Below are 15,845 nucleotides of genomic sequence, written 5' to 3'. Positions count from 1 at the left end.
CCCCGCCTCGGGAGGCCATATGACGAATCGTCCGATCCTGCTGTTCGCCGTCGGGGCGACGGTCGCCGGTCTGGTGACCGCCGCCCCGGCCGCCGCGGACACCACCACCGCGCCCCGCGCCGCGCCCATCACCTGGAAGGACTGCGGGACGAAGACGTCCCCGACGCTCCAGTGCGGCACGGTGCGCTCCCCGCTCGACCACGACGACCCGGCGGGACGCCAGGTCACCCTCGCCCTGACCCGGGTGCCGCACACCTCCGCGACCTTCCAGGGACCGCTGCTGGTGAATCCCGGCGGCCCCGGCGGCAGCGGCCTGTCCATGGCCCCCTTCGTCGCCGCCTCGCTGCCGGAGAAGGTCGCCGCGCAGTACGACGTGATCGGTTTCGACCCGCGCGGCGTCGGGAAGAGCCGGCCCGCCCTGGACTGCGTGCCGGGGTACTTCGACCCCGTACGGCCCGACCCGGTGCCCCAGTCCCTCGGCGGCGAGCGCATCAACCGCAACCGGACCCGTGACTTCGCGACCGCCTGCGGCGAGAAGTACCCGGACCTGCTCCCGTACATGGACACGGTGAGCGCGGCCAAGGACCTGGACGTCATCCGCCGGGCGACCGGCGCCCAGCGGCTCAACTACTTCGGGTACTCCTACGGCACCTACCTCGGCGCGGTGTACGCCAAGCTCTTCCCGGAGCGCGTACGGCGGCTGGTCCTCGACTCCAACGTGGACCCGGACGGCGTCTGGTACGACGACAACCTCGCCCAGGACTACGCGTTCGACGCCCGGCACAAGGCGTTCGCCGCCTGGGTCGCCGAGCACGACGCCGTCTACCGCCTCGGCACCGACCCGGCCGCGGTGGAGGCCGCCTGGTACCGGATGCGGGACGCGGTGAAGAAGCACCCCGCGGGCGACCGGGTCGGCGCGGGCGAACTGGACGACACCTTCCTGCCGGGCGGCTACTACAACGGCTACTGGCCGGCGCTGGCGGAGGCGTTCGCCGCCTATGTGAACGACCACGACAAGAAGCCGCTCGTCGCCGCGTTCGAACGGTTCGCGGCGGTGGACGCGGCCGGCGACAACGGGTACTCCGTCTACTCGGCCGTGCAGTGCCGCGACGCCTCCTGGCCGCGCGTCTGGAACATCTGGCGCAACGACACCTGGCGGGTGCACGCGAAGGCGCCCTTCATGGCGTGGGGCAACACCTGGTACAACGCGCCGTGCGCCGACTGGCCGGTGGCGCCGCTGAACCCGGTGCGCGTCTCCAACCACCGGGTGCCCCCGGCCCTGCTGTTCCAGGCCACCGAGGACGCGGCCACCCCGTACGAGGGCGGCGTCACCCTGCACCGCAAGCTGCGCGGCTCCCGCCTGGTCGTCGAACAGGGCGGCGGCAACCACGGGATCACCCTCAGCGGCAACGACTGCCTGGACCGCTACCTGGTGGACTACCTCACCGACGGCACCCTGCCCCGCGCCGGGCGCGGCGACGCGGACGCGGTCTGCCCCAAGCTCCCCGACCCGGAGCCGGAGACCGCGAAGTCGGCCCGTCCGGCCGCCCGCCCGGACCGCGGCAGCGCCCTGCACGGCCTGCTGGGCTTCCACGGCTGACCGACGGCCCGTCCTGCGGGGGCGCGCACGACCCGTTCGCGCGCGCCCCCGAGCGCACACGGCGCCCACGCGGCGGCCACAGCTCGTTTACATCGCCAACGCGGAGCCAGACCGGCCTGGAAGGCCGTCCGTGTACGGTGACGGTATGAAGGACGACGCCGGACGCCCCCACGCCGATCCCCTCGTCACCGCCGCCGAGATCGCCCGGCTGGCAGGCGTCACCCGCGCCGCCGTCTCCAACTGGCGCCGCCGTTACGACGACTTCCCCGCCCCGGCCACCGACAGCACCAGCAGCCCCCTGTTCGACCTCGCGGAGGTGCGCGCCTGGCTGGACGCCCAGCGCAAGGGGCAGGAGACGTCCCCCGAGGTGCGCCTGTGGCAGCAGCTGCGCACCGAGCACGGCGACGACATGGTCGGCGGGCTCACCGCCGTGGCGCGCCTTCTCGTACGGCGGGAGGAGGACGGGGACGCCCCGCTGCGCCCCCTGGTCGAGGAGCTGGCGGCGGACCGCTCGCCCGCCGAACTGCTCAGCGGCCTCACCGCCCGCTACGCGGAGTCGTCCGGGCGCGCCGGGTCCGACGGCGTCACCTCCCCGCACCTCGTCCGGGCCGTGCGGCACTTCGCCGGGCCCGAGGTCCCCGGACGCACGGTGTACGACCCGGCGTGCGGGATCGGCTCCCTGCTCCTCGCCTTCCACCCGGGCGCCGGGGCCCTCGCCGGCCAGGACCTCGATCCGGCGCGCGCCCGCTACACGGAGCTGCGCGCCGAGGTGGCGGGTGCGACCGGGGTCACCGTCCGCGCCGGGGACTCGCTCCGCTCCGACGGGCTGCCCGGGCTGCGGGCGGACCTGGTGGTGTGCGAGCCGCCGGCCGGCGCCGCCGACTGGGGCCGGGAGGAGCTGCTGCTGGACCCGCGCTGGGAGTTCGGCGTGCCGTCCCGGGCCGAGAGCGAGCTGGCCTGGCTCCAGCACTGCTACCGGCACACCGCGCCGGGCGGCCGGGTGATCGTCGTCATGCCGGCGTCGGTGGCCTACCGCAGGGCGGGGCGCCGCATCCGGGCCGAGATCGTGCGCCGGGGCCTGCTCACCGAGGTGGTCGCGCTGCCGCCCGGCATGGCCGCGGCCCACGCCCTGTCCGTGCACCTCTGGCTCCTGCGCCGCCCCGCCGGACCGGAGGACACCCCGGACCACGTACGGATGACGGACCTGAGTGCGAACGCGCCGGACGACCCGTTCGAGGCGGCGGAGAACCTGACGGCGCGGGTCGCCCGGATCGATCTGCTCGACGACACCGTGGACCTCAGCCCGGCCGCGTACACCGCCGCCCGGCACACGGACTTCACCGCCCAGTACGCCGCCACCCGCGCCGAGGTCAAGGAGCGGCTGGAACGGCTCCTGGACACCCTGCTGCCGCCCGTCCTCGAAGGCGCGGCGGAGTCCTTCCAGGACCGGGCCACCGTCAGCGTCGCCGAACTGGCGCGCGCCGGGCTGGTGGAGACGACGGAAGGCGCGGCGGTGTCCACCAGCGACCAGCTGGACACCGACTACGTCAACGGCTTCCTGCGCGGCGCCCCGAACAACCGCCGCTCCACCAGCGCCAGCGGCACCTTCCGCCTCGACACGCGCGGCGCCCGCATCCCGCAGATGGCCGTCGAGGAGCAGCGCCGCTACGGCTCCGCGTTCCGCGCGCTGACCGAGTTCGAGCAGGCCCTGGCGCAGCTCGCCCTGCTCGGCGAGCGCACCACGTCCCTGGCCCGCGACGGCCTCACCACCGGCGCCCTCCGCCCCCCGGCGCCCTAGGGCGTGTTTTGAAAGTAGCGCCGTCCGGCCCGCCCTCCGGGCGGACGGCGCTACTTTCAAAACACGCCCTAGGGGGCGTGGTGGCGGGGGCCGTGGCCGGGGGGTGGGGTGAGGGGGGAGGTGTAGGTGTCGGGCGTTGCGAGGGGGGTCATGGCGTCGTATGCGGTGAGGATCAGGTCCTTGGTGCGGTAGTCGCCGTACCGGGCCTCGTCCTTGCGGCGGACGATGGGGAAGGTGTCGAGGATGTGGCCGATGTCGTCGCGGCCGGTCCCGTAGAGGTGGAAGAAGAACGCGTCGAGTTCGGCGCGGATCTGCCGGCGGCGGTCCCCGTCCCAGCGGAAGGGGGCGCCGGTGTCGCCGAGGTCGGTGGCGAAGGGGCTCATGTCGTGGGCGGTGTAGGTGAGTTCGAGGACGCGCGGGATCAGGAAGGCGGCGTGGCGGCGGGCCGTTTCGGGGGGTAGGACGGGGAGCTGGCGGATGTAGAAGAAGTTGAGGTTGAGTCCGGCGACCTTTTGGCGGGTGACGTAGTCGTAGACGAAGGAGTTGAAGTGGGCGGCCAGCAGGGCGCTGTCCTGTGACGAGGCGGTGCGCAGCAGGAAGACGGAGTCGCCGATGGCCGCGCGGGGCAGGATCGCGGAGATCATGGTGCGCTGGTTGGTGGGGCTGCTGATGCGGAGGAAGGCGAGCCAGCCGGGCGGCGCGTCGGCCGGTGTCTCGGCCCGGTCCACCCAGCTGCCCGGCATGGCGAGGCGGGAGGCGGCGGCCCGGTCGTCGTCGCTGAGGTAGGAGGGCTGGTTCTGGCGCTTCACGGCGGTCGCGCTCTTGACCACGTCGGCCGCGCGGTGGTTGTAGGCGTCGACCATCTTCGCCTCGTACAGCGGCAGCATGAGCCGGCCCGCTCCGGCGAAGGCGTTGCCGGCGGGTTGGAAGCCGTCGGCCGTCAACTCCTCGCGGCTGCGGAAGAGATGCGAGTCGTTGGACATGTGGAACATCGTCTGGAAGGTGACGCCCCAGGGGTTGCCGTCCGGGTCGCCCTCGTCGATCAGGACGGGGACGCGTCCGTAGATGCCGAGGGTGATCTCGGCGTCGCGGCGGGAGCGGAAGACGGGGCAGGTGCCCGTGTTGGGGTTGAGGAGCGTGATCTCCTCGGGTGTGAGGGCGAACACCTTGCCGTCGTCGGCGAGTTCGGCCGGGTCGCGGAGGAAGAAGGCGAACCGGGCGGCGCGTTCGCCCACGTCCCGGCCGGCCAGCGACAGCAGGCTGAACTTGAAGGAGCGGTGCACGTCGGGGAAGACCGGCGCGGCGTTCTCGAAGTCGTACAGGGCGGCCAGCGAGCCCTTGACCACCAGGTCCCGGAAGAAGAACTGGGTGGTGGCGTCCGTGGCGATGCCCGTCGGCACGATCATGCCCATGCGGCCGCGCGGGCCGGTGAGCATGCGGCCCGTCTCGGCGAAGACGGCGTACGTGTTGATGTCGCCCCGGCCGGTCAGCGGGTAGCGGCCGGCGGTGCGCAGGAAGTGGCTGTCGCCCTCCGCCTTGCGCTTGGCGACCTGGAACTCGGTGTGCAGGCCGACGCCGTCCGGGTCCTGCTTGAGCGCGGCGATCAGGCGCTTGCGGGCGGCGGCGGTCCTGGCCGCGGCGATCTCCGTGTCGCGCTGGGCGAAGAACTCCTGCTCCTGGAGCTTGATCCGCTCCCAGGGCGGGTTGCCCAGGACGCAGTCGAAGCCGCCGGCCCAGCCTTCGGCGGTGTCCTCGTCCCCGGGGTCGCCGACGGCGAAGACCTCGGGGAACTCCAGGTGCCAGTGGAAGAACCGGTAGCGGCGCCGCAGCCGGGCGATCTCCTCGTGCGTCGTCCGGGGCACGGTGTCCGCCGCCGGGTCCTGGAGGAGGCGGAAGACCTCCTCGGTGACCGGCGGCGGGGCGTCCGCCGTCTTGTGCCACATGAACGCGGCGCACCAGGCGTCGGCCACGTGCAGGGCGCGCACGTACGCGGCGGAGGAGGCGAAGTCGCGGTAGGCGGCCTCCTGTCCGTGCACGCCGGCGAGGGTGTCGGGGGCGGCGGCGGTGATGCGGCGGAGTCCGAGGGCGAAGACCTCGTTGGTGTCCTCGGCCGGGGCCATCAGGTCGAACAGGCCGCGCTGGCCGCCGCGTTCGGCCCGGTTCTGCTTCTCCAGCGCCTTGGCGTACTTCTTGTCGTCGCCCTCGATGGGTTTGAACGCCTCGTCCGGAATCCCGCCTCGCAGCAGCGCCGGGGTGGCGCCGATCAGCGCGTTGCCGTGCTTCACGTGCGCGTCCAGGAAGCCGAGGGGTTTGCCCGGCTCCAGGGCCTCCAGCCAGAGCGACACCTTGGCCAGTTCCACCGCCATGGGGTTGAGGTCCACGCCGTAGACGCAGCGGGCGACGACCTCGTGCAGGGCGTGCCGGACGGCTCCGAGCGTGGGTTCCGGGTTGCGTTCCCGTACGGCGGCGACCCGCTTGGCGATGCGGCGTGCCGCGGCGACGAGGAAGTGTCCGGAGCCGCAGGCGGGGTCGCACACGGTCAGGGCAAGCAGTTCGCGCACGATCGCGTCGGACGGGTCGGGCTCGCCGGCCGCCGCCGCGGCCCGTTCGCCGCGGGCGACGGCGTCGTCGAGGACCGGATCGAGACCGGTGTCGAGCAGGCACTCGATGAGTGAGGACGGGGTGTAGTACGAGCCGGTCGTCTTGCGGGTGTTGCCGGCCAGTTCGACCAGCGTGAAGGTGCGGTCCACGGGGCTGTGGCGCGGGACCAGTTCGAGCAGGGACTCGTAGATGGAGCCCAGTTCCTCGGCGTCCAGGTGCCGGTAGTCCACCGTGCGCCGGCGCCGCGCGCCCGTGTCCCGGACCTGCGAGAGGTGCCGGACGGCGGTCAGCAGGTACTCGTTGGACAGGGACAGGCCGTGCAGCGGGGCGTCGGTCTCCGTGTCGGCGAATATCCCGCCGAGCCCCGGCAGGCCCAGCTCGGGGCGCCCGTCCACGTCGCCGAGGGCGCGCAGGACGAGGCACAGGGCCTCGTACAGGTCGCCGTGGGCGGTGCCCCGGCGCTTGCGGGCGTGGGCGCGCAGCCGGGCGGAGGAGAAGTACGCCGCGTAGCGGGCCCGTTCGCGTTCGCCCGCGTCCGGCCGCAGCAGCGCGTCCCGGTCCTCGGCCACGAAGACGAAGAGCAGGCGGTAGACCAGGCGCAGCAGGGCGTTGTGCAGGGCCTCGGCGTCGACGTTCTCGCGCAGCGCGGTGTTGGCGGGGTGGCGCAGGAAGCCGGTGCCCAGGGTGGTGACGGCTTCCTGGACGCCCTTGCGGAGCTGGTCCAGGGCGCGGGTGCCGGAGGCGATGGCCTCGGTGCGCCACTGCTCCAGCCGGCAGCCCGTGGCGGGTGCGCCGGGTTCGACGGCGAACCGGGAGACGTGCAGCAGCCGGTACAGCAGGACGAACTCGCTGAACAGTTCGCCGTCGAAGACCGCTTCGAGGTCGAACTCGACGTACGAGGCCGTCGCCAGCGCGCTGGAGTCGCGCAGGAGCCGTACCTGCCGGCCGTTGGTGAGGATGCCCCACAGGTGGCGGTCGGTGCGGTTGAGGCACTCCTGGAGCATCGACTGCGGCGGGACGCTGCCCGCGCCGCCCGGCCGCCTGTCGAGTCCGGTGTTCCAGGCGGTCTGGTGGATCAGGGCATGGTCCCAGCGGTGGGAGACCGGGAACGTCCTGCGGCCGTCGGGGTCGGCGGCGATGCCGTCCGGGCCGACGGGGGTGAGCGGGCCGAAGCCGAGTTCGCGCCAGAGCGGGGCGAGCCAGTCGCTCGCCGCGAGGCCGGTGGGGTCGGCGGCGGGGGCGCCGGTGTCCGGATCCTCGGGGAGGCGCCTGCGCAGTTCGCGCCAGAGCGGGCGCAGGTACTCCCAGCTGCGTTCGGCCTCGTCGCGCACGGAGCGGGAGGTGGGCAGTCCGTAGTCGGCGGGCCGGCTGCCGGGGACGTCCCGGCCCTCGCTGATGCGGGCCAGCATGTCGGCCGGGAGGAGGGCGCCCACGGTCTGGACCGCCGAGAAGACCTGGTTGCGGGTGGTGGCGGACATCAGGCGGTCCCTCCGGCGGCGGGGGCGGAAGCGGCGGTGGCGGTGGCGGGGGCGGTGGCGGTGGCGTCGGGGAGGTACACGTAGACGCCGAGGATGTCGGCGGGCCGCTGGGCGGTGACCGTCAGGCCGCGGACGATCTCGCCGGCCGCGCCGCGCACCCGGCGGTGGGAGGCGTCGAGTTCGGCGGCGAGTTCCTCCCCGTACGCCTCCAGGCGGGCGGTCGTCTCCGGGAGCTGTCCCAGGATGCGGGTCATGGTGCGTTCGCCGAAGTGCGGGTCGGTGTTGCCGGTGGCCGTGGCGTCGAGCAGGGCGGTCGCCTCCCCGGGGCTCAGCCACCGGGCGTTCTTCGGGGAGCCGCGGAAGGCCAGCAGCCGGGCGTCCTCCGCGACGAGCTGCTTCTCGCCGCCCCGGGAGGGCAGCGTGAGGTGGAAGCGGTAGCGCACCAGGAGCAGGGTGGTGCGGGTGGGCACGGCGTCCGTGGTGACGACGCCGCAGCGGCGGGCCGGGCGGCGGCCGGCGGCGTCCGGGTCCAGGGCGGCGTCGAGGACGTGGGCGGCCAGGGCGCCGACGACCGGGTCCGTGCGGACGAGGGCCGCCTCGCCGCGCGCGACGGCGGGGTCGGTGCGGAAGGGGATCGGGCGGTCGTGCTCGACGGCCTCCGCGCCGACGACGGGGGCGAGCGCGTCCCGCAGGCCGGCCGGGCCGCCGCCGATCTGGGCGGTGAAGTCGCCGTCCGGGCCGGGGAGAGGGCGCAGGACGCCGCCCAGGGCGTTGAGGGACTCGCGTACGAAGGTGCGGATCTCGCCGGTGCCGCCCAGGGACTCGCGGAGCGCGGCGACCTCGCGGGCGACCTCCTCGGGGTGGATGGAGCGCTGGGCGAAGCGGGAGCGGGACGCCTTCTCGCGGTCGGCGGCTGAGTTCCACTCCTGCTCCAGCCGGGCGGCCCTGGTGTCCAGGACCTCCTCGGCGGCGAAGAGTCCGTCCTGCTCGCCGCGGTGGCCGCGCATCAGCAGCCACTCGACGATGGCGTCGGTGACCCCGGCGGAGGTGGCGTCGGGCACGGAGACGGAGATGCCGAGGTCCTTCTTGATCTGGCGGTGCTTCTTGATGAGGACGTCGAGGACCTTGCCGTCGATGCCGTTGTCCTCGCCGTACAGGGTGATGACGCGGACCTGGTCGCGGCGCTGGCCGTAGCGGTCCACGCGGCCCTCGCGCTGATCGTGCCGGGTGGGGTTCCAGGCGAGGTCGTAGTGGACGACGGCGTCGAAGTGGTGCTGGAGGTTGACGCCTTCGGAGAGGCAGTCGGTGGCGACGAGGACGCGGCGGGCGGCGGGGTCGTCGCCGGCCTCCGCGGCCAGTTCCTCGATGCGCTGGAGGCGCTGCTGGGGCGAGAGGGTGCCGGTGACGGCGCGGACGACGGTCCTGCGGCCGAGGACGCCGTCGAGGTGCTCGGCGACGTACTCGGCGGTGGGGATGTAGCGGCAGAACACGATGGGGTGGTAGCCGTCGGCGAGCAGCGCCCTGAGGTGCCCGGCCAGGGCCCCGAGCTTGCGGTCGCTCTCCGTTCCCTCCAGCCGCGCGGCCCGGGCCGCGAGTTCCCCGAGGCGGGCGCCCGCGTGGTCGCCGGTGGCGGCGCCGGGGGCGACGTCCCGGCCCTCCAGGGCGTCGCTGTCGGCCGCGTCGGAGGTGAGGGGGGCGCCGAGCGTGTCGGCCTCCTCGGCGGAGGCGGCGATCGCGGCGGCGGAGCGGGTGGTGAGGGTCTGCGCGGCGGCGCGCGGCGAGGAGACCAGGGAGCGCAGCAGGGCGATCGCGGACCACCAGGCGATGCGGGCCTCGCGCCTGCCCCGGCCGCCCGCCTCCTCGACGCGCTCGCCCGCGTAGGCGATGGCGTCGTCGAGGAGGGCGCGGTAGGCCGGGGACAGCTTGTACGTCTCGTCCTTGAAGAAGCGGTCGGAGGGGAAGGCCGTGCGTTCGGCGAGGGTGTCGTCGGCGAGTCCGTCGTCGGTCGTGAGGTACTGGCGCACGTCGGCCCGCTTGCGTGCGACGAAGTGCCGGGCGAGGAGTTTGCGGCCGGTCTCGGATTCCAGGTCGACGGTGGCCAGTTCGGGCCTGACCAGGCCGAGGAGGTTGCGGAAGGCGGACTCCTTGCCGCTGTGCGGGGTGGCGGTGACCAGCAGCAGGTGGCGGGCGGGGTCGGCGGAGATCCGGCGCAGCAGCTCGTGGCGGAGCTGGTTCTGGGTGGCGGCGGAGGTGTCGTCGGCGGTGACGCAGGTGTGGGCCTCGTCCACGACGACCAGGTCGGGGCAGTGCCTGACGAAGTCGTCGCGGTGGCGGGTGGACTTGATGAAGTCGGTGGAGACGATGACGTGCGGGTACTTGTCGAAGAGGGACTGGCCCAGGTCCAGGCCGCGTTCCAGGCGGGAGACGGTGGAGGCGAGGACCGGTTCGGCGTCGATGCCGAACTTGGTGCGCAGCTCCTCCTGCCACTGTTCGGCGAGGGCGGGCGAGCAGAGGACGGCGAGGCCGGTGGCCTCGCCCTGGGCGAGGAGTTCGCTCGCGATGAGCCCGGCTTCGACGGTCTTGCCGATGCCGACGTCGTCGGAGATGAGCATGCGGACGGTCGGCTGGCGCAGCGCCATGAGGAGCGGGACGAGCTGGTAGGCGCGGGGTTCGACCGCGATGCCGGCGAGCGAGCGGAAGGGGCCGGCGCCGGAGCGGAAGCCGATGCGCAGGGCGGTGCGCAGCAGGCCGGCGGCGCGCTGGTCGCCGAGGTCGGAGGGTTCGGGGGCGGCGAACTCGGCGCCCCTGACGTCCTCGAAGGCGGGGAACACGGCGGCGATGTCGTCGTCGGAGCCGCCGAGCGGGCGCAGCACGAGCAGGTCGGGGGCGCTCTCGGGGAGCACCACCCATTCGCGGCCGCGGGCGGTCACCAGGGAGCCGGCGGAGTACGTGAGTGCCATGTGGATGTCCGAGTCCTCGTGGTGTGCGGTCAGGGGGCCGCGGTGCCGAAGTATCCGGGGTGGGCCGCGGCGATGGCGGCCCAGTCGGCGTCGTGCGGGAAGCGGATGACGTCCCAGCGGGCGTCGTAGAGCCGTTCCTCGGCGTCCTCGTCGCGCAGCTCGGAGGGCGGTGTGCCGGGCAGGTCGACGAATACGGCGACGTCGACGTCGGGCAGCCGGTAGACGTAGTCCGGGCGGGCGTTCGCCTCGGGGATCAGGGTGGCGCCGTCGTCGGGGAGGCGCAGCCCCCGGGCCCGGAGCCAGTCCAGGAGGCGGTGCGCGGGGCCCGCCGTGGCCGGGTCGGGGGCGGCCGGGTCGGGGGTGCCTTCGGCGGGGGCGTCTTGGGCGGGGGCGCTGTCGTCGGGGAGCCGTTCCCGCAGCCGTTCGAACCGCTCCGTCCGGGACTCGCCGCGCCCGTGGCGGTCGGCGGTGGCGGAGGCGAGGCGCAGGAGCAGGCCGCGGGCGGCGTGGCGGTCCAGGGCGGCGTGGTCGAGCTGGTTGCCGTAGGTCAGCAGGCACTCGTAGCAGCCCCGGGCGCACGGGCGGGTCTCGTGGGGGCCGCCGAGGTCGTTGCCGTCCCGGTCGAAGTGGCAGATCTCCAGCGCCCGGCGGGCCGCCTCGGCCAGCGCGCCGGGTTCGGCCTGCAGGCGGCGCAGGACGCCGGCGCCGCCCTCCGCCGCCTCGGTGAACAGGAGGCGGTCGCGGGGGCCGCCGTCGGGCGGCAGGAGTTCGCCGCCGAGTTCGGAGTCCTCCAGCTCGAACGCGGCCTCGATGCCGCGTTCCAGGGCGTACATGAAGGAGAGGGCGACGGGTTCGGGCAGGGGTTCGTCCAGGGTGACGACGACGATGTTGCGGCGGTCCTCGACGTACGGGATGACGCGCTTCTTGCGGCGCCTCTCGTGGCCGGCGCCGTCGGCGACCGGCAGCTCGGCGGAGTCGCCGGAGGCGTCGGCGGCGTCCCGGTCGTTCATCCAGCGGCCGTCGGCGAGGTCCAGCCAGTAGCCGTCGGGGTCGTCCTTCCGGGCGCGCACCCGGCCGGTGTTGGTGATGCGGACGGTCGCCGAGTCGCCGTACGCCAGCTCCGCGACCCGCTCCCCCGCGGCGTCGCGGACGGTCGCGTCCAGGCGGCCGCTGCGGGTGCCGTGGTCCTGGAAGCGGTAGGAGGTCTCCAGCCGGAAGCCGGCCCGGCGGCGCTCCTCCTCGTCGGAGGAGATCCGCTCGCGGCGCGTGGTGTACACGGTGTGCAGCTGGAGCAGCCCGTACGTGGCGGCGCCCAGCGGTTCGCCGCACATCTCGCAGCGGTCGGCGCGCAGGGCCGGGTCGTGGTGGTAGCCGCAGTGCGCGCAGCGGCGGGCCTCGGTGGTGGCGAGGTCGCCGGAGGAGTCCGGGGGGAGCTGGACGCGGGTGACCTGGTAGCGGGCGCCCTCGTGGTAGATGAGCGCGCCGGGCCCGAATTCGCGGATGGCGAGGAAGCGGGGGCGCTGGAGGTAGTCGCCGTCGCCCCGGCCGCCGGGTTTGGGGATGTAGGCGGCCAGCGGGAGGCGCGGGAAGGAGTAGCCGGGCAGGAAGCCCTCGGAGGCGAGGTAGCGGTAGGGATTGAAGTCGGACAGCACGGACTTGCTGTCCGCGCTCTCGTTCATCAGGAGGTTGAGCTGGGTCTCGGCCTCGCGGCGGCGGGTGTTGGCGCGGATGCGCTCGCCCTCGGTGAGGCCGTAGTCGAGGCGGCGCCGGTTCTGGATGTACTGGTCGTCGAGCGCGGCCCGGAACAGCAGCCGCCAGCGGTCGAAGGCGCGGTCGAAGCGCTCGGGCACGGTGCGGACCCGGTCCTGGATCCAGTCGTCGTACCACCAGGTGGTCTCCGCGAACTGCGGGAGCAGCGGGGCGAGGACGCGCAGGGCGGCCTCGGCGGTGCGGCACAGGGCGTCGGCGTCGAGCGAGGCGGCGAGGATGCCCGGCCGCAGTCCCAGGGCGGGGGCGGGGCGGTCGCCGGTCCGCTCGTACGAGACGTCGAGGATCTCGGGAACGGCGCGGCCCAGTTTCAGTCCGGCCTCCGCGAGCCAGATGCCCTGGAGGTGCGAGAGGACCAGGTCCTCGTTGGCGAGGTCCAGGCGGGGCGGGGCGACGGCGCCCGCGACCATGCGCGCGGAGCGGTGGAAGTAGTACTGGTCGTGGCTGTTGCCGGTGGCGCAGTACGTGGTGACGAGGGCGGGGCTGCCGCTGCGCCCGGCCCGTCCGGAGCGCTGGGCGTAGTTGGCCGGGGTGGGCGGGACGTTGCGCAGGAGCACGGCGTTGAGCGAGGAGATGTCCACGCCGAGTTCCATCGTCGGCGAGCAGTAGAGCAGTTTCAGTTCGGCCCGGCGGAACGCCTCCTCGCGCTTCTCGCGTTCCTCGGGGGAGACCTGGGCCGTGTGCTCGCGGGCGGACAGTCCGGCGAGTTCGCCCGCCGCGTCGCGGTACAGGTCGCGGAAGAAGGTGTTGACGCGGGGCCCGTCGCCGCTCGGGTACGTACGGGTCAGCGGGTCGTGGGCGCCCCGCTCCCCCGGGCCTGCGCGCCAGATGAGGGACTGGGCGGCGACCCGGTAGCCGGTGGTGGCCGGGCCGGCCGGTCTGCCGGGGCGGGTGCCGCGCGGGGTGGTGGTGACCTCCTTCACCAGCCCGGCCCGTTCGAGCACGGTGAGCAGGTCGGCGACGACGAGCTGGAGGTCGTCCTTGGGCAGGGCGCGGAAGGCCGGGTCGGTGCGCCTGAGGTACTTGCCGAACTTGCCGCCCGCCGAGAGGAACAGGTGGCCGCGGTCCAGGCCGGGGCGGGAGGGGCCGGGGTGGGCGGTGCCGACGACGGCCCGGTCCGCGGCGGAGAGCACCCACGGGTGGACCAGGCGCTCCTCGCTCGCCCGCCGCAGGGCGTCGAAGTCGTCGCGGAAGTAGGAGACGTCGATGGCCAGGGCGCGGCGCATCTCGTCGAGGAGGGCCTTCATCACCTCGGCGCGCAGGGCCGGGTCCGCGTCGCGCAGGGCGGTGTGGGTGCGGGTCCAGCGGTCCTGGGCGCCGGCGATCCAGGCCAGGTCCTCGTAGTCGATCTCCAGGAGTCCGGTCTGTTCGAGGTTGGGCATGGTGATGCGCCAGCCGCGTTCCAGGTCGAGGTAGAGCCGGAAGGCGATCACGTCGCGCAGGGTGCGGGCGGCGCTGCGGGCGAGCCCGGGCGGGAGGTCGCTCTCGCCGGTGTAGTCGGCCGGGGCGAGGCCGATCGCGCCGGCGACGGCGGAGGCCAGTTCCTCGTGGCGCAGTCCGTCCGCGCCGGCGGCCAGGGTGGCCCGGTGGAGGGCGCCGCGCAGCTGGGTGATCTGGACGAAGTCGTTGAAGTGGCCGGCCTGGAGGGAGGCGTCCTGGCGGTTGTCGACGAAGGTGAGGAGTTTGCGCGCCTCGGGGTCGAGCGCGTCGTCGGGTGCCGCCCGCAGGGACCGGACGACGGAGGCCGAGATGAGCGAGGTCGCCGAGGAGCGGCCTTCCTGGTCGAGCGTGGCGAGCTTGGCGAAGTCCCTGCCGCGGGTCTGTTCGTAGGAGACCTGGCAGTGCGGGCAGAAGAGGAACGGGGAGGGGATGAACGCGGCCTCCAGTTCGCCGCGGCCCTCGAAGCCGTGGGCGTCGACGCGGACGGCGCGCGGCAGGCGGTCGCGGTAGTTCTTCCTGACGGTTTCCCGGCCCTCGTCGTCCGTCTCCAGCCAGGACTCGGGCAGCCGGCGGTCCGCGATCGCCTGGTGCGGGTCGGCCGGCCAGGGGCGGTCGGGGTCGATGTAGAGGTAGCCGTCGCCCTGGCGTCCGCCGGTCGCGGAGGTGTCGCGGCGCGCCGTGTACCGCACGTCGCCGTTGTCCTGGTCGCGCCAGACGGTCAGGTACTCCTGGCCGCACTCGCGGCAGAAGGCGAGCGGCATGAGCGGTTTGCCGCCGCTGCCGGGCTGCTCGACCTGGTAGGTGCGGGTGAGGTGGCGGGTGGCCTTGTCCTCCAGGGTGACGTGGACGGTGTCGCCCTTGGCGAGGAACTGGTGCAGCCGGAACGCGAACAGGGGGCGTTCGGTGACGGGGTGGCGGGCGCGGGAGCCGCTCTCCAGGGTGGCGCGGACGGCGTCGGCGCACACGTCGGCGTCCACGCCGGACCGTGCGGCGAGTTCCTGGGCGGCGTCCTCGATCCTGGCGGGGCGCTGCCGGACGAGGCGGCCGGTCGCCTCGTCGGTGGCGGGTCCGAAGCGGGTCTCGATCCAGCGGGCGAGCGGGTCGCGGACGAGGTCGGCGTAGGTGTGCGGGGCGGGGGCGGTGAGGCGTTCGGCCGGGACGGCGGCGGGGGCGGGGCCGGTGGCGCGGACCAGGGTCTCGTCGATGACGTGCTCGGGGCGGACCGGGGTGCCGAAGAGGGTGGAGGCGACCTCCGCGACGACCTTCCGGCGCTCCTCGGGGCCGCCTTCGGTCGACATGGTCGCCGAGGTGCCGACGCACTGGAGTTCGGTGGCCCGGCAGGCTTCGCGCACCCGGCGGACGAGCAGGGCGACGTCGGCGCCCTGGCGGCCCCGGTAGGTGTGCAGTTCGTCCAGGACGAGGAAGCGGAGTCCGCGGGCCATGGCGATGAGGCGGGCCCGGTCCGCGGGCCGGGTCAGCATCAGCTCCAGCATCACGTAGTTGGTGAGGAGGATGTCCGGCGGGTTGTCGCGGATCTCCCTGCGGCGGGCGTCGTCCTCCTGCCCGGTGTAGCGGGCGAAGGTGACGGGTTCGCGGCCGTCGCCGTAGCCGTCGCGCAGGTACTTCTCCAGCTCCTTGAGCTGGCTGTTGGCGAGGGCGTTCATGGGGTAGACGATGATCGCCCGGACCCGCTTCCCGGCACCCGGTCCTGCGGCTTCGCGCTCGCGCAGGACGCGGTCGACGATCGGGACGATGTAGGCGAGGGACTTGCCGGAGCCGGTGCCGGTGGTCAGTACGTAGGAGGCGCCGGAGCGGGCGGCGTCGACGGCTTCGCGCTGGTGCCGGTGGAGGGTGAGCGGGCGGCCGTCGCAGTCCGTGCCGCCGGGGGTCTTGTTCGCCTGGAAGATCCGGGCGCACTCGGCGTGGAGGACCTGCCGGGCGGCCAGTTCGGCGACGGTGCCGCCGCTCTCGAAGAAGGGGTTCAGGGAGAGCCAGGGGTCGGGCCACTGCGACTTGGCCTCCAGGTCGCGTTCCACGAAGGCGCTGACCCGCCCGTCGCGGATGACCGTGCCGCCCTTGGTGAAGGCGTGGTAGTCCGCGATCAGCGCGCGGTGCACGGCGAAGACGTCCATGCCGGGCGCGGCGGCCGGGCGGGCGGACGCGTCCTCGGGGGTCCGCTCAGGGGCGGCGGCGGACCCGGG

5 protein-coding genes are annotated in these 15,845 nt (G+C 74.1%); 2 read left to right on the top strand and 3 right to left on the bottom strand.

Going from position 1 to position 15,845, the window contains the following annotated elements; all coding sequences use genetic code 11:
- Positions 1-19: 19 nt before the first annotated feature.
- Positions 20-1,600 (top strand): alpha/beta hydrolase, encoded by a 1,581-nt coding sequence (locus MHW47_RS07615; protein WP_239221869.1) that lies wholly within the window; start codon positions 20-22, stop codon positions 1,598-1,600.
- A 145-nt stretch (positions 1,601-1,745) separates the two neighbouring features.
- A complete protein-coding gene (locus MHW47_RS07610) occupies positions 1,746-3,398 on the top strand; it encodes an N-6 DNA methylase (protein ID WP_239221868.1) in 1,653 nt (550 codons plus the stop codon).
- 68 nt (positions 3,399-3,466) lie between these two features.
- On the opposite strand, the gene MHW47_RS07605 is transcribed toward MHW47_RS07610, so the two are convergent.
- The 3 genes from MHW47_RS07605 to MHW47_RS07595 are packed head-to-tail and all read right to left on the bottom strand — an operon-like array spanning position 3,467 to position 15,776.
- The gene (locus tag MHW47_RS07605; protein ID WP_239221867.1) at positions 3,467-7,477 is read right to left on the bottom strand and encodes an Eco57I restriction-modification methylase domain-containing protein; all 4,011 of its coding nucleotides are present in this window, start codon (positions 7,475-7,477) and stop codon (positions 3,467-3,469) included.
- Entirely contained in the window at positions 7,477-10,437 is a 2,961-nt protein-coding gene (locus MHW47_RS07600) for a DEAD/DEAH box helicase (protein WP_239221866.1), read from the bottom strand. The genes MHW47_RS07605 and MHW47_RS07600 overlap by 1 nt, the downstream gene beginning before the upstream one ends.
- Positions 10,438-10,466: 29 nt before the next feature.
- A complete protein-coding gene (locus tag MHW47_RS07595) occupies positions 10,467-15,776 on the bottom strand; it encodes a DEAD/DEAH box helicase (protein ID WP_239221865.1) in 5,310 nt (1,769 codons plus the stop codon).
- Positions 15,777-15,845: the final 69 nt, after the last annotated feature.

This window comes from Streptomyces sp. OfavH-34-F, assembly GCF_022347745.1.
GTDB lineage: Bacteria > Actinomycetota > Actinomycetes > Streptomycetales > Streptomycetaceae > Streptomyces.
This window is presented reverse-complemented; position numbering and strand designations above follow the sequence as displayed.

Coding starts and splice junctions, on each gene's coding strand:
- MHW47_RS07595 (WP_239221865.1), bottom strand. CDS start 15,776: ATGGACGTCTTCGCCGTGCACCGCGCGCTGATCGCGGACTACCACGCC.
- MHW47_RS07600 (WP_239221866.1), bottom strand. CDS start 10,437: ATGGCACTCACGTACTCCGCCGGCTCCCTGGTGACCGCCCGCGGCCGC.
- MHW47_RS07610 (WP_239221868.1), top strand. CDS start 1,746: ATGAAGGACGACGCCGGACGCCCCCACGCCGATCCCCTCGTCACCGCC.
- MHW47_RS07605 (WP_239221867.1), bottom strand. CDS start 7,477: ATGTCCGCCACCACCCGCAACCAGGTCTTCTCGGCGGTCCAGACCGTG.
- MHW47_RS07615 (WP_239221869.1), top strand. CDS start 20: ATGACGAATCGTCCGATCCTGCTGTTCGCCGTCGGGGCGACGGTCGCC.